Below are 21,129 nucleotides of genomic sequence, written 5' to 3'. Positions count from 1 at the left end.
TCAGACCTCCTGCGGCTGTGCGGTGAACTCGGCCTCGCCGGACGTCAGATCGAGGTACGCCTCCTCCAGGCTCGCCTCCTGAACGGCGAGTTCGAGTACGGGCAGCCCCTCCTCGGACAACAGCCGCCCGAGTTCCTCCACGCGCGCGTGCCGCACGGTCCACGTGCCGTCGGCCGCCCGCTCCCCCTCGTGCCCGTGCCGGGCGAGGAGCGCCCCGAGCGCGTCGGCGTCGGTGCTGCGGACCCGGACCCGGGGGCGCACGCGGGCGTCGATGAAGTCCCGCACCGGGGTGTCGGCGAGCAGGCGGCCCCGGCCGAGGACGACGAGGTGGTCCGCGAAGGCGGCCGTCTCCCCCATCAGATGGCTGGACACCAGGACCGTACGGCCCTCGGCCGCGAGCCCGCGCAGCAGTGTGCGGACCCAGACGATGCCCTCGGGGTCGAGGCCGTTGGCGGGTTCGTCGAGCAGGATCACCTCGGGGTCGCCGAGCAGCGCGGCGGCGATGCCGAGCCGCTGGCGCATGCCGAGGGAGAAGGTGCGCACCCGGCGCCGGGCCACGGAGGCGAGGCCGGTCCGCTCCAGGACCTCGCCGACGCGGGCGGCGGGGAGGCGGTTGCTCACGGCGAGGGCCAGCAGATGGTCGTGGGCGGTGCGGGAGCCGTGGGCGGCGCGGGCGTCCAGCAGGGCACCCACCCGGCGCAGCGGGTCGCGGAGTTCGGCGTAAGGTCGTCCGTCGAGGGTGGCGGTGCCGGAGGTGGGGCGGTCGAGGCCGAGGACGAGGCGCATGGTGGTGGACTTGCCCGCGCCGTTGGGGCCGAGGAAGCCGGTCACCCGGCCGGGGCGGACGGTGAGGGTCAGGCGGTCGACGGCGCGTCTGCCGCCGTACTCCTTGGTGACGTCGCGGAGTTCGATACTGGTCATGGCACGAGCCTCGCCGGGCGGGCGGCCGTGCGCCTCCCCCGCGAGCGGGGACCCGCTCCCCCGTGCGGGGGAGGCCGGGGCGGGCGCCGGCTGCGACGATGACGGCATGGTCCGCTTCCTGCGCCCGCTGCTGCGCGGGACGACGTACACGCGCCTGCTGCACCTGTGGGTGCCCATGCTGAGCGTGGCGTTCTGGATGTTCATCGACCCGCGCACACCGTGGGCGCCCGCGCTGATCCTCGTTCCCCTCGGACTGATTCCGGCCGTGCGGCGGGGCGAGGGTGTGCAGGCGCGGCTGCTGCTGACGCCCGGCGAGGCGGAGCCCGGCATCTCCGAGGCACCCGCGCGGAGTTGGCGGGACCGGGGACGCACGCTGCTCTGGCTGGAGTTGCGGATGCTGCTCGGCGCGGTCGCCGTGTTCGCCTGCGTGCGACTGCCGGTCCTCACCCTCGACTTGGCGAAGTGCGCCTGGGGGCTGCCGCCCTCCTTCCTGGACGGTGTGGCGCCGCACCGGGCGTACGCCCTGCTGGCCCCGCTCCCCCTGCTCGCGCTGTACGGCGTGGCGCTCGGGCTCGGTGCGCTGATCACCCGGTGTGCGCGATGGCTGCTGGGGCCGTCGGCGGCCGAGCGGCTGGCCGCGCTGGAGGAGCGGACCGAGCAGCTCCTCGAACGCACCCGGATCGCGCGGGAGTTGCACGACTCGATCGGTCATGCGCTGACCGTGGCCGTGGTCCAGGCGGGGGCCGCGCGGGCGGCCGGGGACCCGGAGTTCACCGGGCGGGCGCTGACGGCCATCGAGGAGACGGGCCGGGCCGCGCTGGAGGATCTGGAGCGGGTGCTCGGGGTGCTGCGCGAGGCGGAGCGGCCGGTGAGCGCCCGTCCGACGCTGGCGGACGCGGACCGCCTGCTGGAGTCGGCGCGGGCGTCCGGCGCGGAGGTGGATTTCACGGTGACCGGCGCGGTGGAGTCGCTGCCCGGCCCGGTGTCCCGCGAGGGCTACCGCATCCTCCAGGAGTCCCTGACGAACGTCCTGCGGCACGCGGGCGCCGTTCCGGTACGGGTACGGGTGACGGCCGGCGGCCGCCAACTCGCTCTGGAGATAAGCAATCCGCTCCCGCCGGGACTGCCCGGAAGCAGCGGCGGCAGCGGGCTGCGCGGGATACGGGAGCGGGCCGCCCTCCTCGGCGGCAGCGCCCGCACCGGCCCGGAGGCGGGCGACTGGCTGGTGCGGGCCGAGCTGCCGCTGATCTGATTCAGGGCCTGTCTTCGGGATCTTGCTGGGGTCGGCCGCAGGGGCACCGTCGGCCCGAGCCGGCCAGAACCGGAAGACAGGCCCTACGCTGGCCGGATGCCGGTCACCGTACTCCTCGTCGACGACGAACCCCTGGTCCGTGCCGGTCTGCGGGCCGTGCTGGCGGCGCAGCCCGACATCGAGGTGGTCGGCGAGGCGGCCGACGGGGCCGCCGTCATCCCGCTGGTGCGGAGCCTGCGGCCGGACGTGGTGGCGATGGACGTCCGGATGCCGCTGCTGGACGGCATCGAGGCCACCCGCGCGGTGCTGCGTACGGTGGCCGAGCCGCCGAAGATCCTGGTGGTCACCACCTTCGAGGACGACGAGTACGTCTACGAGGCGCTGCGCGCGGGTGCGGACGGGTTCCTGCTGAAGCGGTCCCGCCCCGAGGAGATCGTGCACGCGGTACGGCTGGTCGCGGCGGGCGACTCGCTGCTCTTCCCGGCCTCGGTACGGCAGTTGGCGGCCCGGTACGGCACCGGCCGGGCGACCGCCGAACCGCTGGCGGGGGCGCGGCTGACCGAGCGGGAGGCGGAGGTGCTGCGGCTGATGGCGCGTGGGCTGACCAACGCGGAGATCGCCGCCGGGCTGGTCGTCGGGGCGGAGACGGTGAAGTCGCATGTGAGCGCCGTACTCGCCAAGTTGGGCGCGCGGGACCGTACCCAGGCGGTGATCGCGGCCTACGAGTCGGGGTTCGTCGCGCCCCGGTGACCGCCCGGCCCTCGCCGGGGTGGTCCGGGCCGAGTACGATCCGCCCCACACACGCCCGCGAGCTGGGAGGACGGACCGTGGGGCAGTTGACCGGTGGTGATCCCTCGCTGCTGCGGAGGATCAATTCCGCGGTGGTGCTGCGCGCGCTGCGCGACAGCGACTGCGCGACGCTCACGGAGATCACCCGGGCCACGGGGCTGTCCCGGCCGACCGTCGAGGGGGTCGTGGAGGGCCTGGCCGAGGCGGGCCTGGTGGTGGAGCGGGCGGCCGAGGAGGGCACCGCGCGCCGTCAGGGGCGGCCCGCGCGCCGGTTCCGGTTCCGGGCCGAGGCGGGGCATCTGCTGGGGCTGGAGATCGGCGCGCACCGGGTGGTGGCGGTCGTCTCCGACCTGGACGGGCGGGTACTGGGCACGCAGACCCGGGACGTGGACGAGAAGGCGCCGGCCGACGAGCGGCTGGAGAAGCTGCGCGGCACGGTCGCCGAGCTGCTGCGCCGCACCGGCGTCCCGCGGGGCTCGCTGCGCGCGGTGGGCGTCGGCACTCCGGGCATCGTGGAGGCCGACGGAACGGTTCGCCTGGGCACCGCGCTGCCCCAGTGGACCGGGCTCCACCTGGGCGAGCGGCTCAGCCGTTCCTTCCGGTGCCCGGTGCTGGTGGAGAACGACGCCAACGCGGCCGCGGTGGCCGAGCACTGGCAGGGCGCCGCGAAGGACACCGACGACGTGGTGTTCGTGCTGGCCGGGCTGAGTCCGGGCGCGGGCTCGCTGATCGGCGGCCGGCTGCACCGGGGGCACGGCGGGGCGGCCGGGGAGATCGGCGCGCTGCATCTGCTGGGCCGGGAGGCGACCCCGGAGGCCCTGCTGTCCACCACGGACGAGCCGCTGCCGCCGCTGGACGAGCAGGCGGTCACCCAGGTCTTCGCACTGGCGCGGGAGGGCGACGGCTCGGCGCTGGCGGCGGTGGAACGGTTCATCCAGCGGCTGGTGCACGACGTGGCCGCGCTGGTGCTGGCGCTCGACCCGGAGCTGGTGGTGGTCGGCGGCTGGGCGGCAGGTCTGGACGGGGTCCTGGAACCGCTCCGCCGCGAGCTGGCCCGCTACTGTCTGCGGCCCCCGTCGGTGGCGCTGTCCCTGCTGGGCGAGGCGGTGGTGGCCACGGGCGCGCTGCGGCTGGCGCTGGACCATGTGGAGCGGCAGTTGTTCGCGGTCGAGGGCGCCGTCGGGGCGTGAGGCGTCGAGGGCGCCGTCGGGGCGTGCGGCCCACATGCCGCGCGCCCCGGTGGGATTCCGGGGCGCGGCGGGGTGTGCGGTGCGCTCAGGAGGCGCGTCGTTCGGGGTCGTGGTGTATCTCGACGTCCGGGGTGTCGCCGAAGGTGAGGCGGCAGGTGTCGGCGCGGTAGGTGGCCACGCCGAGCGCGGCGGTGCGGCCCTGGGCCGTGAACCGGGTGGTGACGACGAGGACGGGCGAGCCGGGCAGCCGGTCGAGTTCCTTCGCGTCCTCCGCGCCGGCCGAGCCGAGCTCCACCGCGCGGTCCTGGCCGTCGAGTTTGAGCCGCTGGAGTTCGCGCAGCACCGCACGGGCGCGGGCCGGCCCGGAGGGCGCGTCGATCGCGCTCAGGTCGGGCACCGAGGCGGTCGGGACGTACAGCAGCTCGGTGGCGACGCGCCGGCCCTGCGACAGCCGGAACCGGCGTACGAGGTGGACCTCGGCGGAGCCGGTGTCCAGGGCGGCCGCGACCGGGGCGGGCGGTACGGCCCGCTCGCAGTCCATCGGCTGCCAGGCGTCGTCACCGGTGCCGGGCCACGTCTGCCGCCCGGTGCCGAGGGCGACGCCGACGCGCGGTGGCGCGACGGTCGTACCGACACCCCGGCGGCGCTGCAGCCGTCCCTCCAGCTCGAGTTGCTCCAGCGCCTGCCGGAGCGTGGCGCGGGCGACGCCGAACCGGGCGGCGAGATCGCGCTCGTTCGGCAGGATCTCGCCCACCGAGAACTCGGAGTCCAGTGCCTCGCTCAGTACGGTCTTGAGGTGCAAGTACTTCGGCTCCGGCACCGTTTCCAGTTGCGTGGTCCCCACCCTGTCCTCCGCAAGTGCCGTGCTCCGGCGATTTTGGCGCCCTTGTTTATTAAAGGTTGTTGCAGTTCTTTGCGACCATAGGGCGGCCCTGATGCTTGGTCAAGACCAATTGTCCCATCCCGGCCCACTCGCCCGGCGCCCGGGTGACCGAGCGTTCACATGGAGTTCGCACTCCCTTGGGGCCGGTCCCCGGTGAGGCCGCGCAGCTTGTCGGGGTTGCGGATGATGTAGACGGCGCTGATCGCGCCGTCGGTGATGCCGAGCTGGAAGAGGGTGTCCGGCCTGCCCTCGGACAGCACGAGCACCGCGACACCGCCGTTGACCTCGATGAACCGGTGTGTCATGCCGGGCAGCAGGTTCTTCGAGGCCACCCCGGCCAGGAAGCGCCCCACCTTGTCGGCGGTGACCAGCACCCGCACCGGAGCCTTGGCCTTGCCGCCGCTGTCGCCGACCAGACGGGCGTCCGGCGCGAGCAGGGACATCAGCCCGTCGAGGTCACCCTCCGTGGCCGCCGCGAGGAACCGCTCGGTGAGTTTCCGGCGCTGGGCGGGGTCCACGTCGTAGCGCGGCCGGCGTTCCTCGACATGTCTGCGGGCCCGCCCGGCCAACTGCCGTACCGCGGGCTCGCCCCGGTCCAGCAGCTCCGCGATCTCGGCGTACGGATAGCCGAACGCCTCCCGCAGCACGAACACCGCGCGCTCCAGCGGGGACAGCGACTCCAGCACGACGAGCACGGCCACGGACACGGAGTCGGCGAGCAGGGCCCGGTCGGCGGTGTCGGGGACGGTGTCGCCGAAGTCGGTGGTGTACGGCTCGGGCAGCCAGGGGCCGACGTACGCCTCGCCGCGCGACTTGACCTGGCGGAGCCGGTCCAGGGCCAGCCGGGTGGTGATGCGGACCAGGTAGGCGCGGGGTTCGCGGACCTCGGCGCGATCGGCGCGGGACCAGCGCAGCCAGGCGTCCTGCACCACGTCCTCGGCGTCCGCGACGCGGCCCAGCATGCGGTAGGCGACGCCGGTCAGCAGCGGCCGGTTCTCTTCGAAGACATCGATCGCGGTCTCGGTCGTCACGGTTCCCATCCCATCCCGGCGCACCCCCCGGTGTCCAGACGAATTCGGTCGTTCCTGGCGCGTTGTGGAGCCCGGCGGGGCGGCGCGGGGCGGGGCGGGCGAAGGTTTGAGATCATCCGCTCGTACGCCGTCGATCAGGGGGAATTGCCGTGAGCATCCGGGACGCCGTCGTCACCGCCGAGGGTGACCGCATCCGCTGGGTGGAGCTGCCGGGGAGCGACGCGCCGCGGGTCTATCTGCACGGTCTGGGCGCCACGGCGGCCGCCTACTTCGCCGAGGCGGCCGCCCATCCGCTGGTCGCCGGGCACCGCACGCTCATGGTCGACCTGCTGGGGCACGGCCTGAGCGACCGGCCGCAGGACTTCGACTACAGCCTCGAGTCGCATGCCGAGGCGCTGGCCGCCGCGCTGACCGGGGCCGGGGTGACGGGGGCCGAGGTGATCGCGCACAGCATGGGCGGTTCCGTCGCGATCGTGCTGGCCGACCGCCACCCGGAGCTGGTGTCCCGGCTGGTGCTGATCGACGCCAACCTCGACCCGGTCGAGCCCGCCAGGGGCGCCCTCGGCAGCGGCGGTATCGCGGCCTTCTCCGAGGCGGAGTTCATGGACGGCGGGTGGGAGGAGGTCCGGGACCGGGCGGGCGCGTTCTGGTGGGCCACCATGCGGCTGACCGATCGTACGGCCCTGCACCGCAGTGCCACCGGACTCGCTCGTGGCACGGTCCCGACCATGCGGGAGTTGCTGGTGCGCTCGCCCGTCCCGCGCGCCTTCCTCTACCCCGAGGCCGACGGGCCGCTGCCCGGCGAGGACGGGCTGCGGGAGGCGGGGGTGTCCGTGGTCGCGGTCGCGGACTGCGGGCACAACGTCATGCTGGACGCCCCCGAAGCCTTCGCCAGCCTGGTCGCGGCGGCGCTCGCGGCGTGAAAGCACCTGAAGGCGCCGGACTTCCACGACACGACGCCGGGGGCTACCCGTCGGTAGCAATCGCTGACAAGCTGTCTAGGGCGTCCGTCGGCAGTCCGCCGGCAGTCCGGCAGTGCGATCGAGGAGCTTCGTATGTCCGCCACCGTCTCCTTCAAGGTTCCCGCCCCGGCCGGGACGAGGGATGTGACCGTCTCGTACCAGCGGGTGGGGCGGGGTGATCCGCTGGTGCTGCTGCACGGCATCGGGCACCACCGGCAGGCATGGGACCCGGTGGTGGACATCCTGGCGACCGAGCGCGAGGTGATCGCCGTGGACCTGCCCGGTTTCGGCGCCTCGCCGGACCTGCCGAGCGGCCTTGACCACGATCTTCCGACGATCAACTCCGTGCTGGGCTCGCTGTTCGAGGCACTGGACCTGGACCGCCCGCACGTGGCCGGGAACTCCCTCGGCGGGTTGCTGGCGCTCGAGCTGGGCCGGGAGAAGACCGCCCGGTCCGTCACCGCGCTGGCCCCGGCCGGGTTCTGGACCGAGGCCGAGCGGCGGTACGCCTTCGGGGTGCTGCTCACCATGCGCGGGCTGGCCCAGCGGCTGCCGCTGCCGGTGGTGGAGCGGTTGTCCCGCAGCGCGGTCGGCCGCACCGCGCTGACCAGCACCATCTACCGGCGCCCCGCGCGCCGGGCTCCGGAGGCGGTGGTCGCGGAGACGCTGGCGCTGGCCGGGGCCACCGCGTTCGAGGCGACGCTGCGCACCGGCACCGCCGTGCGGTTCACCGACGCGCTGCCCGGTGTTCCGGTCACCGTGGCCTGGGGCGCGCACGACCGGATTCTGCTGCGCCGCCAAGGTGTGCGGGCCAAGCGGATCATCCCGCACGCCCGGCTGATCCGGCTGCCCGGCTGCGGGCACGTCCCGATGAACGACGACCCGGCGCTCGTCGCCCGCGTCATCCTCGACGGCAGCAGCCGCCCGGCCGGGGTCTGACGTCCCGTACCCTCGAAGGCGTGTCGCGCACCGGCGTCATCCCCCGGAGCGCGGCACGCCAACTGCTTTGCCCAGCAGCGACTTTGACGGGACGTCCACTGATGGTAGAAAGTGCGACGAACTCGGGCACAACCATGCTTTACCCATCGGTCACAGAGCGTTCGTGATCACGCAACACCATTCCTGCACAGTGGCCGCATGACTGCGGACATCTCTCGAACGACACGGAAATCGGCGCGGAGCGCGATCCGGACCCGGCACGGGCGGCCCGTGCACCACTGGCGGCGGGACCTCGTCGAACTCGCGGCGCTGTTCACGGCCGTCGCGGTGGCCGACGCGGTGGCGAACCTGATCGGGCACGGCCCCGACGGCCCCGCCCTGCTGCTGATCTCGGCGCTCGCCCTGGCCGCGACGGCCGGGTTCCACACCTGGTGGGCCCGGCGCCATGTGCACGCACCGCCCACCGGTGAGGCAGGCGATACCGGCGCCCGGCCGAGCGCGTCCGCGCACCCGGCCGGGCCGTCCCCGCAGGCCGGCCCCGGCGCCCTGTGGCGGATGCGGACGACCGTACGGGACGAACCCGGCTCGCTGGCCGCCCTCTGCACGGCGCTGGCCACGTACCGGGTCGACATCCTGAGCCTCCAGACGCACCCCCTGGCCGACGGCACGGTGGACGAGTTCCTGCTGCGGGCACCGGACTCCCTGGCGGCCGCCGAACTGACCCGCGTCATCGCGGAGTCGGGCGGCAGCTCCACCTGGATCGAGCGGGCCGACGCCCATGATCTGGTCGACGCCCCCACCCGCGTCCTGAGCCTCGCCACCCGCACCGCGCTGGACGCGGCGGAACTCCCGCTGGCGCTGCGCCAGTTGCTCGGCCGGTGCACGATCCGCTCGCTGCCCGCCGGCACGGGCGGCGAGCCGGTGCCCGCCGAAGGGGTGCTGGAGGACACCGTCCTGCGGCTGCGGGCACCGGGCGGTGGCGTGCTGAGCGTGGAGCGGCCGTATCTGCCGTTCACCCCGACCGAGTTCGCGCGGGCGCGGGCGCTGGTGGAGCTGGACAGCCGCCTCGGCCCGCGCATCCCGCGCGCGCACGACGTGCTGACGCTGCCCGAGGGCAACGCGATCACCGTGCGCCGGGTGGACACCGGCGACCTGGACGCGGCCAGGGCGATGCACGAACGCTGCTCGGACCGCACCCTCGACCTGCGCTACCACGGCCCGGTGCGCGACGCCGACCGGTACCTGAACCACCTGCTCAGCCCGCGCTTCGGCCGCACCCTGGCCGCGCAGACCGCCTCGGGCCGCCTGGTCGGCCTCGGCCATCTGCTGTGGGACGGCGAGGAGACCGAGGTCGCCCTGCTGGTCGAGGACGACTGGCAGCGGCGCGGTGTCGGCACCGAGCTGCTGGAGCGGCTGGTGCGGATGGCGGTGGAGGCGGGCTGCGCGAGCGTGTACGCGGTCACCCGGTCCGCCAACACCGGCATGGTCGCGGCGATGCGCGGACTCGGGCTGCCCCTGGACTACCAGGTCGAGGAGGGCACCCTCGTGATCACCGCCCGCCTGGACCCGGCCCGCTCCGGCGCCCCGGCGAAGAGCGACGGCGAGCAGCTCCGGCTCTGACCTCCCGGTACGGCGGACGGCCCGGCGGTGACCAGCCGCCGGGCCGTCGTCATGGGAACTACCGACGCACGTGCCTCAGTTGACGGCCTCGTGCAGCGGCACCGGCACCCGGACCTGCTCCCCCAGAGCACCGGACAGGTCCGCCCACAGGTCGTCGGCGTCCTCCAGGCCGACCGAGAGCCGCAGCAGCCGGTCGCCCACCCCGGCGCCGTGCCGGTCGGCGGTGTCCACGATGCGATGGCTGATGGAGGCCGGGTGCTGGATGAGGGTGTCGACGCTGCCCAGGCTGACCGCCGGCGTGATCAGCCGGACGCGGGCGATCACCTCGTGCGGGTCGCCGTGCACCTCGAAGGCGACCATGGTCCCGCCCAGCCGTGGATAGTGGACGCGGGCCACGCGAGGGTCGCCGGCGAGCCTGCGGACCAGCTCGGCGGCGGTCGCGGAGGCCGCGCGCACCCGGACCGGCAGCGTGGCCAGACCGCGCAACAGCAGGTAGCCGGCCAGCGGATGCAGCACCCCGCCGGTGGCGAACCGTATCCGCCGCAGTTGCCCCGCGAACTCCTCGTCGCAGGCCACCACCCCGGCCATCACGTCACCGTGCCCGCCGAGGTACTTGGTGGCGCTGTGCAGCACCAGGCGCGCGCCGTGCTCGGCGGGGCGTTGCAGCACGGGCGTGGCGAAGGTGTTGTCGACGAGCAGCGGCACGGTCCCGCAGGAGTGGGCGACGGCCCGGATGTCGACCTCGGCGAGGGTGGGATTGGCCGGGGACTCGACCAGCACAAGACCGGTGTCGGGGCGCAGCGCGTCCGCGATCCCGGCCGGGTCGGTCCAGGTGACCTCGGTGCCCAGCAGCCCGGCGGTCAGCAGGTGGTCGCTGCATCCGTACAGCGGCCGGACGGCGACCACATGGCGCAACCCGGCGGCCGACCGGGCCAGCAGCACGGCACTGAGCGCGGCCATGCCGCTGGCGAACGCGACGGCGGACTCGGTGCCTTCGAGACGGGCCAGGCCGGTCTCGAAGCGGGCCACGGTCGGGTTGCCCAGGCGGGCGTAGACGGGCGGTCCCTCGGGGATGATGCCCTCGGCCGCGAAGGCGTCGATGCGGGCGGCCTCGTCCCGGCTGTCGTGGGAGGGGTAGGTGGTGGACAGGTCGATGGGCGGGGTGTGCAGGCCCTGCGCGGTCAGGTCCTCCCGGCCGGCGTGCACGGCCTCGGTGGCGAGTGCCCTGCGTACGGTGTCGGCGGCGCCGTTGCTGCTCGATTCCATGACCGAAGGGTGAACACCGGACGGGTTCAGGGGGCTGAAAGCCGTGTTACGTTCGGCCGATGGACGCCTCCGTCGTACTGGACCCGGTGGATCTGCATCTGCTCCGGCTGCTGCAGAACGACGCCCGGACCACGTACCGCGACCTCGCCGCGCGGGTGGGGGTGGCGCCGTCGACCTGTCTGGACCGGGTGGCCCGGCTGCGCCGGTCGGGCGTGATCCTCGGCCATCAGCTCCGGCTGGACCCGGCGAAGCTGGGCCGGGGCCTGCAGGCGCTGCTGTCGGTGCAGGTCAGGCCGCACCGGCGGGAGCTGGTCGGGCCGTTCGTGGAGCGGGTGCGGGCGCTGCCGGAGGCGCGGACGGTGTTCCATCTGACCGGCCCGGACGACTACCTGGTGCAGGTGGCGGTCGCCGACATGGCCGACCTCCAGCGGCTGGTGCTGGACGAGTTCACCTCCCGGCGTGAAGTGGCGCGGGTGGAGACCCGGTTGATCTTCCAGCAGTGGGAGTGCGGGCCGCTGCTGCCGCCGGGTCATGCCGAGAGCTGAAAACGCCGGTGCACGGGTGACGCGGACGCGACTCCGGTATCAGGATGGGCGCCATGTCCGACACCAAGAGCTTGCTGCCCCGTCAGGTCGCCGACGCCTATGTGGACGACCTCATCGCCCTCGACCCGGTCACCGGCACCTATCTCGGTGTGCGGGAGAGTTCCAGCCGGTTGCCCGACTACTCCCCCACCGGCCAGGAGGCGCTGGCCGATCTGGCGCGTACGACGCTCGCCCGGCTGGACGAGGCCGAGCGCCTGCCCGGCGCGGAATCTGACGCCGAGCGCCGCTGCGGGCGGCTGCTGCGGGAGCGGCTGACCGCCGAACTGGCCATGCACGACGCGCACGAACACCTGCGCGCGGTCGGCAACATGCACACGCCGGGCCACTCGGTGCGGGACATCTTCAGCGTGACCCCGCAGGAGACGGAGGAGGACTGGGCGGCCCTCGCCGAGCGGCTGCGCGCGGTCCCGGCCGCCTACGAGGGCTACCGCGCCTCCCTCGCCCTCGGTCTGGAGCGCGGCCTGTACGCGGCGCCCCGGCCGACGGCCACCTTCGTCGAGCAGCTCACCGAGTGGGCGGACACCGGCGAGGGGCGCGGCTGGTTCGAGGACTTCGCCGCGGCCGGTCCCGAGGCGCTGCGCGCGGAGCTGGACGAGGCGGCCCGCGCGGCGACGGCCTCGGTGGCGGCCCTGCGCGACTGGATGCGGGACGTCTACGCCCCGGCCGTCGCGGACGCCCCGAACACGGTGGGCCGCGAGCGGTACGCCCGCAGCGCCCGCTACTTCAACGGCACCGACCTGGACCTGGACGAGGCGTACGCCTACGGCTGGGCGGAGTTCCACCGGTTGCTCGGCGAGATGGAGAAGGAGGCGCAGAAGGTGTTGCCGGGCGCCCAGACGCCGTGGGCGGCGCTGGCGCACCTGGACGAGCACGGCCGGCACATCGAGGGCGTGGACGAGGTCCGGGAGTGGCTCCAGGGCCTGATGGACCGGGCCATCGCGGACCTGGACGGCACCCACTTCGAACTCGCCGAGCGGGTACGGCGGGTGGAGTCCCGTATCGCCCCACCGGGCGGCGCAGCGGCCCCGTACTACACGGGTCCCTCGGAGGACTTCTCCCGGCCGGGCCGGACCTGGCTGCCGACGATGGGCGAGACCCGGTTCCCGGTGTACGACCTGGTGTCCACCTGGTACCACGAGGGGGTGCCCGGCCATCACCTCCAGCTCGCGCAGTGGGCGCACGTCGCGGCCGACCTGTCCCGCTACCAGGCCACGGTGGGCATGGTCAGCGCCAACGCCGAGGGCTGGGCGCTGTACGCGGAGCGGCTGATGGACGAGCTGGGCTATCTCACGGACGCGGAGGAGCGGCTCGGTTATCTGGACGCGCAGATGATGCGCGCGGTCCGGGTGATCATCGACATCGGCATGCACCTGGAGCTGGAGATCCCGGCGGACTCGCCGTTCCACCCCGGTGAGCGGTGGACGCCGGAGCTGGCGGAGGAGTTCTTCCGGGCGCACAGCAGCCGTCCGGCGGACTTCGTGGTGAGCGAGCTGACCCGCTATCTGACGATGCCGGGCCAGGCGATCGGCTACAAGCTGGGCGAGCGGGCCTGGCTGCTGGGCCGGGAGCGGGCGCGGGAGCGGCACGGCGACTCCTTCGACCCCAAGGCCTGGCACATGGCGGCGCTGTCCCAGGGATCGCTGGGCCTGGACGACCTGGTGGACGAGCTGTCCCGGCTCTGACTCGGCCGTACGGCCCTGCCCGGGTGGCGTGGCCCCCGTACCGGCTGCTTGCTGGTGCGGGGGCCGTCGCACGATGGAGGTGGGCCGCTCATGCAGCGCAACGGGCCTGGTCAGGGAGCGCTCGAGACGCCCCGGGCGGCCGGGCTGGCCGGGGTGGTGTTCGCGCTGCTGCTGGCGGCGACGATCGTGCTGATGCGGCTCGGCATCCCCGAGGGGGCGAACGCCGTCGGCGCCGCGGGGTTCACGGACTCCGCGCGGCGGGACGCGGTACGGGCGGCGCTGGCACTGATCCCGTTCGCCGGCATCTTCTTCCTGTGGTTCCTGGGCGCGGTGCGCGCGCACGTGGGCGACGTGGAGGACCGGTTCCTGGCGACCGTGCTGCTGGGCAGCGGGCTGGTCTTCACCGCGATGCTGTTCGGCGCGGCCGCCTCCGCCACGGCGGTGCTGGCCGTGGCCCACCCCGCCGGCACCACGCCGTCGCTCGCCACCTGGGACTTCGGCCGCCATTTCGCGTACACGCTGATGACGGACTACGCGATGCGGATGGCGGCCGTCTTCGTGTCGTCCATGTCGGTGATCGGCAAGCGGATGGGCGTGCTGCCGCGCTGGCTGACGGTGGTGGGCGCGGTCACCGCGCTGCTGTTGCTCTTCGTCTCCTCCAACGTGCCCTGGGCGGAACTGGTCTTCCCCGCCTGGTCGCTGCTGCTGAGCGTGCACATCCTGCTGGTCGGCGGGCGCCGGCGGCGGGTGACCCTGACCTGACCGGCTCACCCGATCGGCACGTCCCGGCGCGCGGGCCACGCACCGGCACGCCGATGCTTGCGGTCGGGGGACGACCGGAGCGGGCCACCGGAAAGGGCGCAGCGTCGATGCGGATCGTCGTCGATCTCAACAAGTGCCAGGGATACGCCCAGTGCGCGTTCCTCGCCCCCGACGTGTTCACCATGCACGGCGAGGAGGCGCTGCTCTACAACCCGCTCGCCGCCGAGGAACACCGTGACGCGGTCGCCCGCGCGGCCGCCGCCTGCCCGGTGCAGGCGATCACGGTGGAGGGTCTGCACGAGGGCGCCCCCGTCGAACCTGCGCCGGTCTTCTCCGGTGCCCCCTGGGAGCCGCGCGATGGCCGCTGACTACGTGGACTGGCTGCGCCGCGAGGGCCGCATCGTGATCGTCGGCGCCTCGCTGGCCGGGCTGCGGGCGGCCGAGACGCTGCGCGCGGAGGGCTTCACCGGCTCCCTCACCCTGATCGGCGACGAACCGTACGAGCCGTACGACCGGCCGCCGCTGTCCAAGGCGGTGCTGCTGGGCAAGGCGTCCCCGCAGCACACGGAGCTGCCCCGGCGCCGGCATCTGGACGCCGAGTGGCGGCTCGGGGTCCCGGCGGCGGGGCTGGACCTGACGGGCAAGCGGGTGCTGCTCGCCGACGGCGAGGAGGTGGAGTACGACCGGCTGCTGATCGCCACCGGCGTGCGCGCCCGCCCCTGGCCGGTGCCGGAGGAGGCCGAGCTGGACGGCGTCTTCGTGCTGCGCACCCGCGACGACGCGACCGCCCTCACCGAGCGGCTGCGGGCCGGGGCGAAGCGGGTCGTGGTGATCGGCGCCGGGTTCGCCGGGTCGGAAGTGGCCTCCGCCTGCCGGGAGATGGGCCTGGAGGTCACGGTCGCGGAGCGCGCGGGCGCCCCGCTGGTGGGCGCGCTCGGCGGGGTGATCGGGGAGGTCGCCGCCGACCTCCATCAGGAGAACGGCGTCGACCTGCGCACCCATGTCACCGTCACCGCGCTGGAGGGCGACCCGATGGGCCGGGTGCGGGCGGTGCACCTGTCCGACGAGAGCGTGGTCGAGGCCGACGTCGTGGTGGTCTCGCTGGGCTCGCTGCGCAACACCGAGTGGCTGACCGGCTCGGGGCTCGGCGCGGGGCCGCGCGGCATCGCCAGCGACGCGGGGTGCCGGGCGTTCGACTTCCGGGGGATCGTCACGGACGACGTGTTCGTCGCCGGTGACGTGGCCCGCTCCCCGCACGCGCTGTTCGGCTACCAGTTCCTGTCGCTGGAGCACTGGGGCAACGCGGTGGCGCAGGCGGAGACGGCCGCGCACAACATGATCTGCCCCGCCTCCGACCGGCGCCCGCACATGTGGATGCCCGCCTTCTGGTCCTCGCAGTTCGGGGTGAACATCAAGTCGGTGGGCGTGCCGCCCATGGGCGACGAGCTGATGATCATCCAGGGGTCCACGGCCGAGCGCCGGTTCGTCGGCGTGTACGGGTACAAGGGCCGGATCGTGGCCGCCGTGACCTTCGACAACGCCCGCTGGCTGGAGTACTGCCAGCGGCAGATCGAGCAGGGCGCGCCCTTCCCGGTGGAGTACCCCACGGTGGACCGGCGCCCGGAGGGGCGCCGGCCGGTCGCGGCGGACTTCCCCGACCCGGCCCTGCCGACCCACGGCCCGACCGTGACCCTCAGCGGTTACTCACCGGCCGACCGCCGGCTGGTCTTCACCCCCGGCCACCACTGACCGCCGTCCGGCCCCGCCGCCCCCGACGCTCCAAGGACCTGTCATGACCGAACCCTCGCTGGTGGCCCGGATCACCGACTTCGCCAACCGCGCCGACCCCTACCCGCTCTACGCCGAGTTGCGCCGCACACCGGTACTGCACGAGGAGGAGGACGGCCCGTACGTCATCTCCTCGTACTGGGACATCGAGAGCCTGCTGCACGACCCCCGGATCAGCTCGGACGCGGCGAACCTGGCGGCGGCGGGCGCGGACGAGCTGAACCAGGCGGAGAACACCGGGCTGCCGCCGTCGTTCATCCGGCTGGACCCGCCGGAGCACGACCGGCTGCGGCGCATCGCCAACAGCGCGTTCGGGCCGCCGCACGAGCCGCGCCGGATCGACGACATGCGGGGCGAGCTGCACGGGATCGTCGCCGAGCTGATCGACGGGCTCGCGGACGAGACCGAGATCGACCTGGTGGACCAGTTCGCCTATCCGTTCCCGGTGACGGTGATCTGCCGGCTGCTCGGGGTCCCCCGCGAGGACGAGCCCCGGTTCCGGTCCTGGGTCGACCCGCTGGTGGCGAGCCTCGACCCGGAGACCCGGCAGGGCGCGGACCCCGAGTTCGTGCGGAAGACGCAGGAGGCGCGGACCCAGCTCGGCATGTATCTGGCCGGACTGGTGGAGGAGCGCACCAAGGACCCGCGCGACGACATGCTGTCCGACCTGGCCGCCGGGAAGGGGCCGGACGGTGCCATGACCATGATGGAGGTGCTCAGCACGGCCGTCCTGCTGCTGATCGCCGGTCATGAGACCACCGTCAACCTGATCGCCAACGGCATGCTCACCCTGCTGCGACATCCCGAGTACCTCCAGCGGCTGCGGGAAGAACCGGAGTTGGCGGTCAACATCGTGGAGGAGCTGCTGCGCTACGAGCCTCCGGTGCAGCTCGTGCCGCAGCGCACCTGCATCACCGACATCGAGGTGCGCGGGGTGACGATCCCCAAGGGCTCCCGGATCTGGCTGATGCTGGCCGCGGGCAACCGGGACCCGGAGCGCTTCAAGGACCCCGAGCGCTTCGACCCCGACCGGGACGACCTCCAGCACCTCGGCTTCGGCAGCGGCATCCACACGTGTTTCGGCGCGCCACTGGCCCGGCTGGAGGCGCAGATCGCGCTGGCCGAGCTGGCGCGGCGGCTGGACAACCCCCGGCTGGTGGCGGACCCGCCGCCGTACCGGCCGAACGCGGTGCTGCGCGGGCCGCGCCATCTGCCCCTCGCCATCGACGGGGTGCTGCCCTGATCTCTCAGGTCCCGCGCCGGCGCAGCGACGACCCGGTCCGGTCCTTGACGACCTCCAACTGGGCGTGGATGCGGCGGCGCAGGTCGCCGACGTGGCTGACGATGCCGACGCTGCGGTCGCGTTCGCGCAGCGAGTCCAGCACGTCGAGCACCTCGTCGAGGGTCTGGTCGTCCAGGCTGCCGAAGCCCTCGTCGATGAAGAGGGTGTCGAGCCGGACCCCGCCCGCCTCGTCGGTGACCACGTCGGCGAGGCCGAGGGCGAGCGCGAGCGAGGCGAAGAAGGTCTCACCGCCGGACAGGGTCGCGGTGTCCCGCTCCCGCCCCGTCCACGCGTCCACGACGTGCAGCCCGAGCCCGCTGCGCCCGCGTCCGCTGCGGTCGTCGGAGTGGACGAGGGTGTAGCGCCCGGCGGACATCAGCCTCAGGCGCGCGGTCGCGGCGGCGGCGACCTGTTCGAGGCGGGCGGCCAGGACGTACGACTCCAGGCGCATACGGCGCTCGTTGTCCGCGCTGGTGCCGGCCGCGAGGGCGGCGAGCCGGGCCACCCGGTCGTACTCCTCGCGCAGCGGGGCGAGGCGCCGGGCGCCGTCCCCGGCGCGGGCGGAGAGCCGGTCCAGCTCGGTGGTGCGGCGGGCGGCCTCGTCGCGGGCGGAGGCTGCTTCCCGCAGCCGTCGCTCGGCCCCGGCGGCGCGCTCCCCCGCCGCGACGAGGTCGGCGGGGGCCTGCCGGGAGGCCGCCACCGTCTCGGGCTCGGCGAGGACGGCGCGTACGGCGGACTCCTCCGACTGCCGTTCGTCCAAGCGGTGTTGGAGGGCGCGGTGGGTGGCCGGGTCCAGCAGGGCCCCGGCCGCCGCGCCGGGGGTGTCGAAGCCCGCGCGGTAGGCGGCGTCGGCGAGTCGGGCGTCGGCGTCCTTCAGGCGTACGGCCGCCTCCTCGGCCGTACGAGCGGCTTCGGCGGCCTCGGTGAGCACGGCCGCCAGCCGCTCCAGTTGGGCGGCGCGGGCGGCGACGCTCTCGGCGGTTCCGCGCGCCCGCGTCAACTCAGCTTCGAGGGTGGTCTGTTCACGGTCGAGGGTGTCGCGCCTCGTCAGCCGGGCGGCGGCCCGTACGGCGGACTGCTGGCGCGCCTGGAGCCGCTGCTCGCGCTCCGCCTCGGCCCGGCGCAGCTCCTCGTGCGCGGCGTGCAGTGCGGAGGCGTCCCGGCGGGCCTGCTCGAACTCGCGCTCCAGCTCCGTGACTTCGGCGGCGATGCGGTCGGCGGGGGTGTCTCCGACCTCGGCGGTGACGGCGTCCAGCGCGGCTTGCAGCTCGGCACCGCGCTGCTTGTGCTCAGCGTGGCCCCGCTCGGCCTCCTGGTGCTCGTCGAAGGCGCGCTGCTCGGCGTCGCGGTCCACGTGTCCGGCGTCCTTGCCGGCCGGGGCGGGGTGCTCGGTGGCCCCGCAGACGGCGCAGGGGACGCCGTCGGTGAGGTGGGCGGCCAGCTCGGCGGCGATGCCGGTCAGGCGCTGTTCCTTGAGGTCGAGCCAGCGTCCGCGCAGGTCGTGGGCGCGCTGCCCGGAGTCCAGCGCCTGGCGTTCGGCGGCCGCGACGTCCGAGGTCAGCCGGTCGCGGCGGCGGGCCGCGTCGAGCCGCCGCCGGGCGGGGTCGCGCCGGACGGCGAGGGCCTCGGCGCGGGAGGCGGCCTCCTGGGCGAAGTCGATACGGGCCTGGAGGGCCGCGCGGGCGGGCTCCCAGCCGTCGAGCCAGGCGTCCGCCTCGCGGGCGGCGTCCTCGTCAGCGCGCTCCTCCCGGTCGAGCCCGGCGCGCTCGGCGAGCAGTTCGGTGAGCCGGCGCTCGGCGCGGCGGGCGGAGGCGAGACCGCCCAGCTCCTCGGCGGTCCGCCGGGCGGCGGCCGCGAGGCCGGGGGCGCCGGAGTCGGCCTGGTCCTCGGGCAGGGCCCGCCGGGCGTTCTCCTCGGCCCGGGCGGCCCGCCGGTGCGCGTTCTCGGCGTCCTCGCGCAGCTCCAGCGCGGGCGCCACGGTCTCGGCCTTACGGCCGCGCTCCATGCGGGCCCGCGTCTCCTCGTACTCCCCCGCCCGCTCCGCGAGGCGCGTGGCGCGGGCCTGGGCCTCGGTGAACCGGCGCTGGAGCGTGGCCAGTTCGCGGGCGCCGGCCAGTTCCTCCTGGGCGCGGGTGTGGGCGGACTCGGCGGCGGTGAGCCCGCAGTGGGCGACGGTGAGGCGTTCGCGGGCGGTGCTGCGGGCGACGGCCGCCGCCGCGAGGACGGCGCCGGCGAGCCCCGGATCACCGGGCGCGAGGTCCGGCAGCTCCATGGCGTCACCGGCCGCCTGCTGCATGCGGTGGGCGTCGGCGAGCAGCGCGGTGTCGCCCTCGCGCACCCGTGCCTCGGTGGCGCGCCTGCGCTCCGCGAGCCGCTTCTCCACGTCGGCGAAGCGCTGGGTGTCGAAGAGGCGGCCGAGCAGCTTGCCGCGCGCCTCGGCGTCGGCGCGCAGGAAGCGGGCGAAGTCGCCCTGGGGCAGCAGGACCACCTGGCAGAACTGCTCGCGGCTCATGCCGAGGAGCTGGGTGATCTCCTCGCCGATCTCGTTGTGCGAGCGGCTGAGGTCCTTCCAGGTGCCGCGCACGGCGTCGTACTCGCGCAGCCACGTCTGGGCCTTGTCCAGGGTGGTGCCGGTGCCGCGCTTCTTGGGACGCTCCCACGGCGGCTGCCGGGTGATCTCCAGCCGCCGTCCGGCCACGGTGAGCTCGAGCCGGACCTCGGTGCGGGTGCCCGGTTCGGCGTGGTCGCTGCGCAGGTGGGTGCCCTGGCCGCCCTGCCGGGCGCCGGGGACGGAGCCGTAGAGGGCGTAGCAGACGGCGTCGAGGACGGAGGTCTTCCCCGCGCCGGTCGGGCCGTGCAGCAGGAAGAGGCCGGCGGCGGAGAGCGCGTCGAAGTCGACGCTCTGGGCGCCACCGAAGGGGCCGAAGGCGGTGATGTCGAGCCGGTGCAGTCTCATCTGGCGACCTCCCGCACCGCGTCGTCGGCGCGCGCGGCGTCGAAGGCGTCGCGCAGCACTTCGGTCTCCCGGTCGTCGGGGGCGGCGCCGCGCACATGGGCGACGAAGTCCTCCGCGATCTGCTGGTCGCTGCGTCCCGCGAGGCGGCGGGCGTAGGAGACGGCCGGGTCGTCCGGGGCGCGGTCGGGGGCGAAGACGAGGCTGAGGGTGTGCGGGAAGCGGGCGGCGATCCGGGCCATGGGGTCGGCGGGCCGGACGGCGTCGGTCAGGGTGGCCTCGACCCAGGCGTCCTCGTGGCGGCTCAGCGCGGGGTCTTCGAGCAGCTCTTCCAGCGGGCCCCGGATACGGGCGAGCGGGCGCGGCACCGGGCAGTCGAGGCGCTCGGCGGTGACGGCGCCCTGGGCGTCCAGGTCGACGAGCCACATGCTCTTGCGGTGGTCGGTCTCGGAGAAGGAGTAGGCGAGCGGGGAGCCGGAGTAGCGGACGCGGTCAGTGATCCGCTGGCAGCCGTGCAGATGGCCCAGGGCGACATAGTCGACGCCGGCGAAGACCCCGGCGGGCACGGCGGCCACTCCACCGACGGTGATGTCCCGTTCGCTGTCGCTGGCCTCGCCGCCGGTGACGAAGGCGTGGGCGAGGACGACGGAGCGGGTGCCGGGGGCGCGGGCGGCGAGGTCGGCGCGGACGCGGTCCATGGCGGCGGCGAGCACGGCCTCGTGTCCGGCCTTCGGTACGGCGAACTCGTCCTTCACCAGGGCGGGTTCGAGGTAGGGCAGCCCGTAGAAGGCGACATCGCCGTGGTCGTCGGTGAGGACGACCGGGGTGCCGACGGCGGCCGGGTCGGTGCGCAGGTGGATGCCCGCGCGGTCGATGAGACCGGCGCCGACGCCCAGCCGGCGGGCCGAGTCGTGGTTGCCGGAGATCATCACGGTGGGCACGCCCAGCTCGGCGAGCCGGTGCAGGGCGTCGTCGAACAGCTCGACCGCGGCCAGCGGGGGCACCGCGCGGTCGTACACGTCTCCCGACACCACGACGGCGTCCACGGCCTTCTCGCGCACGGTGGCGACGAGGTGACCGATGAACTCGGTCTGGGCGCCGAGCATGTTCACCCGGTGGAAGGCCCGGCCGAGATGCCAGTCGGAGGTGTGCAGGAGTCTCATGGACCCCGAGACTAACGGGAGGGTCGGACAACGCGCCCCGG

At 74.4% G+C, this 21,129-nt stretch carries 18 protein-coding genes; 12 read left to right on the top strand and 6 right to left on the bottom strand.

What is annotated here, in order from left to right; translation table 11 throughout:
- Positions 1 to 921: an ATP-binding cassette domain-containing protein gene (locus OG448_RS26445; RefSeq protein ID WP_405557421.1), complete on the bottom strand. Its 921-nt coding sequence runs from the start codon at positions 919 to 921 to the stop codon at positions 1 to 3.
- Positions 922 to 1,027: 106 nt separating this feature from the next.
- Between OG448_RS26445 and OG448_RS26440 the strand changes: the two genes are divergently transcribed.
- The 3 genes from OG448_RS26440 (at position 1,028) to OG448_RS26430 (ending at position 4,152) form a co-directional block, all read left to right on the top strand.
- On the top strand, positions 1,028 to 2,173 hold the full coding sequence (locus OG448_RS26440) for a sensor histidine kinase (RefSeq protein ID WP_405558973.1): 1,146 nt from the start codon (positions 1,028 to 1,030) through the stop codon (positions 2,171 to 2,173).
- Between the two features lie 96 nt (positions 2,174 to 2,269).
- Positions 2,270 to 2,923 carry a response regulator gene (locus OG448_RS26435; RefSeq protein ID WP_405557419.1) on the top strand — a complete coding sequence of 218 codons (654 nt, stop codon included), beginning with the start codon at positions 2,270 to 2,272 and terminating at the stop codon, positions 2,921 to 2,923.
- A 77-nt stretch (positions 2,924 to 3,000) separates the two neighbouring features.
- Positions 3,001 to 4,152, top strand: coding sequence for an ROK family protein (locus OG448_RS26430; protein ID WP_405557417.1), 1,152 nt, complete (start codon positions 3,001 to 3,003; stop codon positions 4,150 to 4,152).
- An 85-nt stretch (positions 4,153 to 4,237) separates the two neighbouring features.
- Here the strand turns inward: OG448_RS26430 and OG448_RS26425 are convergent, their stop codons facing one another.
- A complete protein-coding gene (locus OG448_RS26425) occupies positions 4,238 to 4,996 on the bottom strand; it encodes a GntR family transcriptional regulator (RefSeq protein ID WP_405557415.1) in 759 nt (252 codons plus the stop codon).
- A gap of 155 nt (positions 4,997 to 5,151) precedes the next feature.
- Positions 5,152 to 6,066, bottom strand: a complete 915-nt coding sequence (locus OG448_RS26420) for an RNA polymerase sigma-70 factor (protein WP_405557413.1) — start codon at positions 6,064 to 6,066, stop codon at positions 5,152 to 5,154.
- Between the two features lie 155 nt (positions 6,067 to 6,221).
- On the opposite strand from OG448_RS26420, the gene OG448_RS26415 reads away from it, so the two are divergent.
- The 3 genes from OG448_RS26415 (at position 6,222) to OG448_RS26405 (ending at position 9,587) form a co-directional block, all read left to right on the top strand.
- Positions 6,222 to 6,989: an alpha/beta fold hydrolase gene (locus OG448_RS26415; protein WP_405558971.1), complete on the top strand. Its 768-nt coding sequence runs from the start codon at positions 6,222 to 6,224 to the stop codon at positions 6,987 to 6,989.
- A gap of 132 nt (positions 6,990 to 7,121) precedes the next feature.
- Positions 7,122 to 7,967, top strand: coding sequence for an alpha/beta fold hydrolase (locus OG448_RS26410; protein ID WP_405557411.1), 846 nt, complete (start codon positions 7,122 to 7,124; stop codon positions 7,965 to 7,967).
- A gap of 198 nt (positions 7,968 to 8,165) precedes the next feature.
- Complete coding sequence (locus OG448_RS26405; RefSeq protein ID WP_405557409.1) at positions 8,166 to 9,587, top strand: GNAT family N-acetyltransferase; 1,422 nt, start codon at positions 8,166 to 8,168, stop codon at positions 9,585 to 9,587.
- Between the two features lie 75 nt (positions 9,588 to 9,662).
- Here the strand turns inward: OG448_RS26405 and OG448_RS26400 are convergent, their stop codons facing one another.
- A complete protein-coding gene (locus OG448_RS26400) occupies positions 9,663 to 10,853 on the bottom strand; it encodes a trans-sulfuration enzyme family protein (RefSeq protein ID WP_405557408.1) in 1,191 nt (396 codons plus the stop codon).
- A 59-nt stretch (positions 10,854 to 10,912) separates the two neighbouring features.
- Here OG448_RS26400 and OG448_RS26395 point away from each other — a divergent pair, with 59 nt between their 5' ends.
- From OG448_RS26395 to OG448_RS26370, 6 genes are all read left to right on the top strand, one after another.
- Positions 10,913 to 11,398 carry an Lrp/AsnC family transcriptional regulator gene (locus OG448_RS26395; RefSeq protein WP_376115083.1) on the top strand — a complete coding sequence of 162 codons (486 nt, stop codon included), beginning with the start codon at positions 10,913 to 10,915 and terminating at the stop codon, positions 11,396 to 11,398.
- 53 nt (positions 11,399 to 11,451) lie between these two features.
- Positions 11,452 to 13,140 carry a DUF885 domain-containing protein gene (locus OG448_RS26390; protein ID WP_405557406.1) on the top strand — a complete coding sequence of 563 codons (1,689 nt, stop codon included), beginning with the start codon at positions 11,452 to 11,454 and terminating at the stop codon, positions 13,138 to 13,140.
- Between the two features lie 90 nt (positions 13,141 to 13,230).
- Positions 13,231 to 13,902, top strand: coding sequence for a hypothetical protein (locus tag OG448_RS26385; protein WP_405557404.1), 672 nt, complete (start codon positions 13,231 to 13,233; stop codon positions 13,900 to 13,902).
- A gap of 107 nt (positions 13,903 to 14,009) precedes the next feature.
- Positions 14,010 to 14,270 carry a ferredoxin gene (locus OG448_RS26380; protein WP_405557403.1) on the top strand — a complete coding sequence of 87 codons (261 nt, stop codon included), beginning with the start codon at positions 14,010 to 14,012 and terminating at the stop codon, positions 14,268 to 14,270.
- Positions 14,260 to 15,651, top strand: coding sequence for an NAD(P)/FAD-dependent oxidoreductase (locus tag OG448_RS26375; RefSeq protein WP_405557401.1), 1,392 nt, complete (start codon positions 14,260 to 14,262; stop codon positions 15,649 to 15,651). Before OG448_RS26380 ends, OG448_RS26375 begins: the two co-directional genes overlap by 11 nt.
- A 43-nt stretch (positions 15,652 to 15,694) precedes the next feature.
- Positions 15,695 to 16,933: a cytochrome P450 gene (locus OG448_RS26370; protein WP_405557399.1), complete on the top strand. Its 1,239-nt coding sequence runs from the start codon at positions 15,695 to 15,697 to the stop codon at positions 16,931 to 16,933.
- A gap of 4 nt (positions 16,934 to 16,937) precedes the next feature.
- Here OG448_RS26370 and OG448_RS26365 read toward each other — a convergent pair whose 3' ends face one another.
- Positions 16,938 to 19,928, bottom strand: a complete 2,991-nt coding sequence (locus tag OG448_RS26365) for an AAA family ATPase (RefSeq protein WP_405557397.1) — start codon at positions 19,926 to 19,928, stop codon at positions 16,938 to 16,940.
- Positions 19,925 to 21,088, bottom strand: coding sequence for an exonuclease SbcCD subunit D (locus OG448_RS26360; protein WP_405557395.1), 1,164 nt, complete (start codon positions 21,086 to 21,088; stop codon positions 19,925 to 19,927). The genes OG448_RS26365 and OG448_RS26360 overlap by 4 nt, the downstream gene beginning before the upstream one ends.
- Positions 21,089 to 21,129: the final 41 nt, after the last annotated feature.

The sequence above is a fragment of the Streptomyces sp. NBC_01171 genome (assembly GCF_045039805.1).
GTDB lineage: Bacteria > Actinomycetota > Actinomycetes > Streptomycetales > Streptomycetaceae > Streptomyces.
The sequence above is the reverse complement of the archived record's forward strand: the minus strand, read 5'-3'. Positions and strand labels throughout refer to the sequence as shown.

What these genes read in the sequence shown, in the direction of transcription:
- OG448_RS26370 (WP_405557399.1), top strand. Translation starts at nt 15,695, where the DNA reads ATGACCGAACCCTCGCTGGTGGCCCGGATCACCGACTTCGCCAACCGC.
- OG448_RS26395 (WP_376115083.1), top strand. Translation starts at nt 10,913, where the DNA reads ATGGACGCCTCCGTCGTACTGGACCCGGTGGATCTGCATCTGCTCCGG.
- OG448_RS26410 (WP_405557411.1), top strand. Translation starts at nt 7,122, where the DNA reads ATGTCCGCCACCGTCTCCTTCAAGGTTCCCGCCCCGGCCGGGACGAGG.
- OG448_RS26440 (WP_405558973.1), top strand. Translation starts at nt 1,028, where the DNA reads ATGGTCCGCTTCCTGCGCCCGCTGCTGCGCGGGACGACGTACACGCGC.
- OG448_RS26390 (WP_405557406.1), top strand. Translation starts at nt 11,452, where the DNA reads ATGTCCGACACCAAGAGCTTGCTGCCCCGTCAGGTCGCCGACGCCTAT.
- OG448_RS26380 (WP_405557403.1), top strand. Translation starts at nt 14,010, where the DNA reads ATGCGGATCGTCGTCGATCTCAACAAGTGCCAGGGATACGCCCAGTGC.
- OG448_RS26405 (WP_405557409.1), top strand. Translation starts at nt 8,166, where the DNA reads ATGACTGCGGACATCTCTCGAACGACACGGAAATCGGCGCGGAGCGCG.
- OG448_RS26360 (WP_405557395.1), bottom strand. Translation starts at nt 21,088, where the DNA reads ATGAGACTCCTGCACACCTCCGACTGGCATCTCGGCCGGGCCTTCCAC.
- OG448_RS26435 (WP_405557419.1), top strand. Translation starts at nt 2,270, where the DNA reads ATGCCGGTCACCGTACTCCTCGTCGACGACGAACCCCTGGTCCGTGCC.
- OG448_RS26385 (WP_405557404.1), top strand. Translation starts at nt 13,231, where the DNA reads ATGCAGCGCAACGGGCCTGGTCAGGGAGCGCTCGAGACGCCCCGGGCG.
- OG448_RS26375 (WP_405557401.1), top strand. Translation starts at nt 14,260, where the DNA reads ATGGCCGCTGACTACGTGGACTGGCTGCGCCGCGAGGGCCGCATCGTG.
- OG448_RS26365 (WP_405557397.1), bottom strand. Translation starts at nt 19,928, where the DNA reads ATGAGACTGCACCGGCTCGACATCACCGCCTTCGGCCCCTTCGGTGGC.
- OG448_RS26445 (WP_405557421.1), bottom strand. Translation starts at nt 921, where the DNA reads ATGACCAGTATCGAACTCCGCGACGTCACCAAGGAGTACGGCGGCAGA.
- OG448_RS26400 (WP_405557408.1), bottom strand. Translation starts at nt 10,853, where the DNA reads ATGGAATCGAGCAGCAACGGCGCCGCCGACACCGTACGCAGGGCACTC.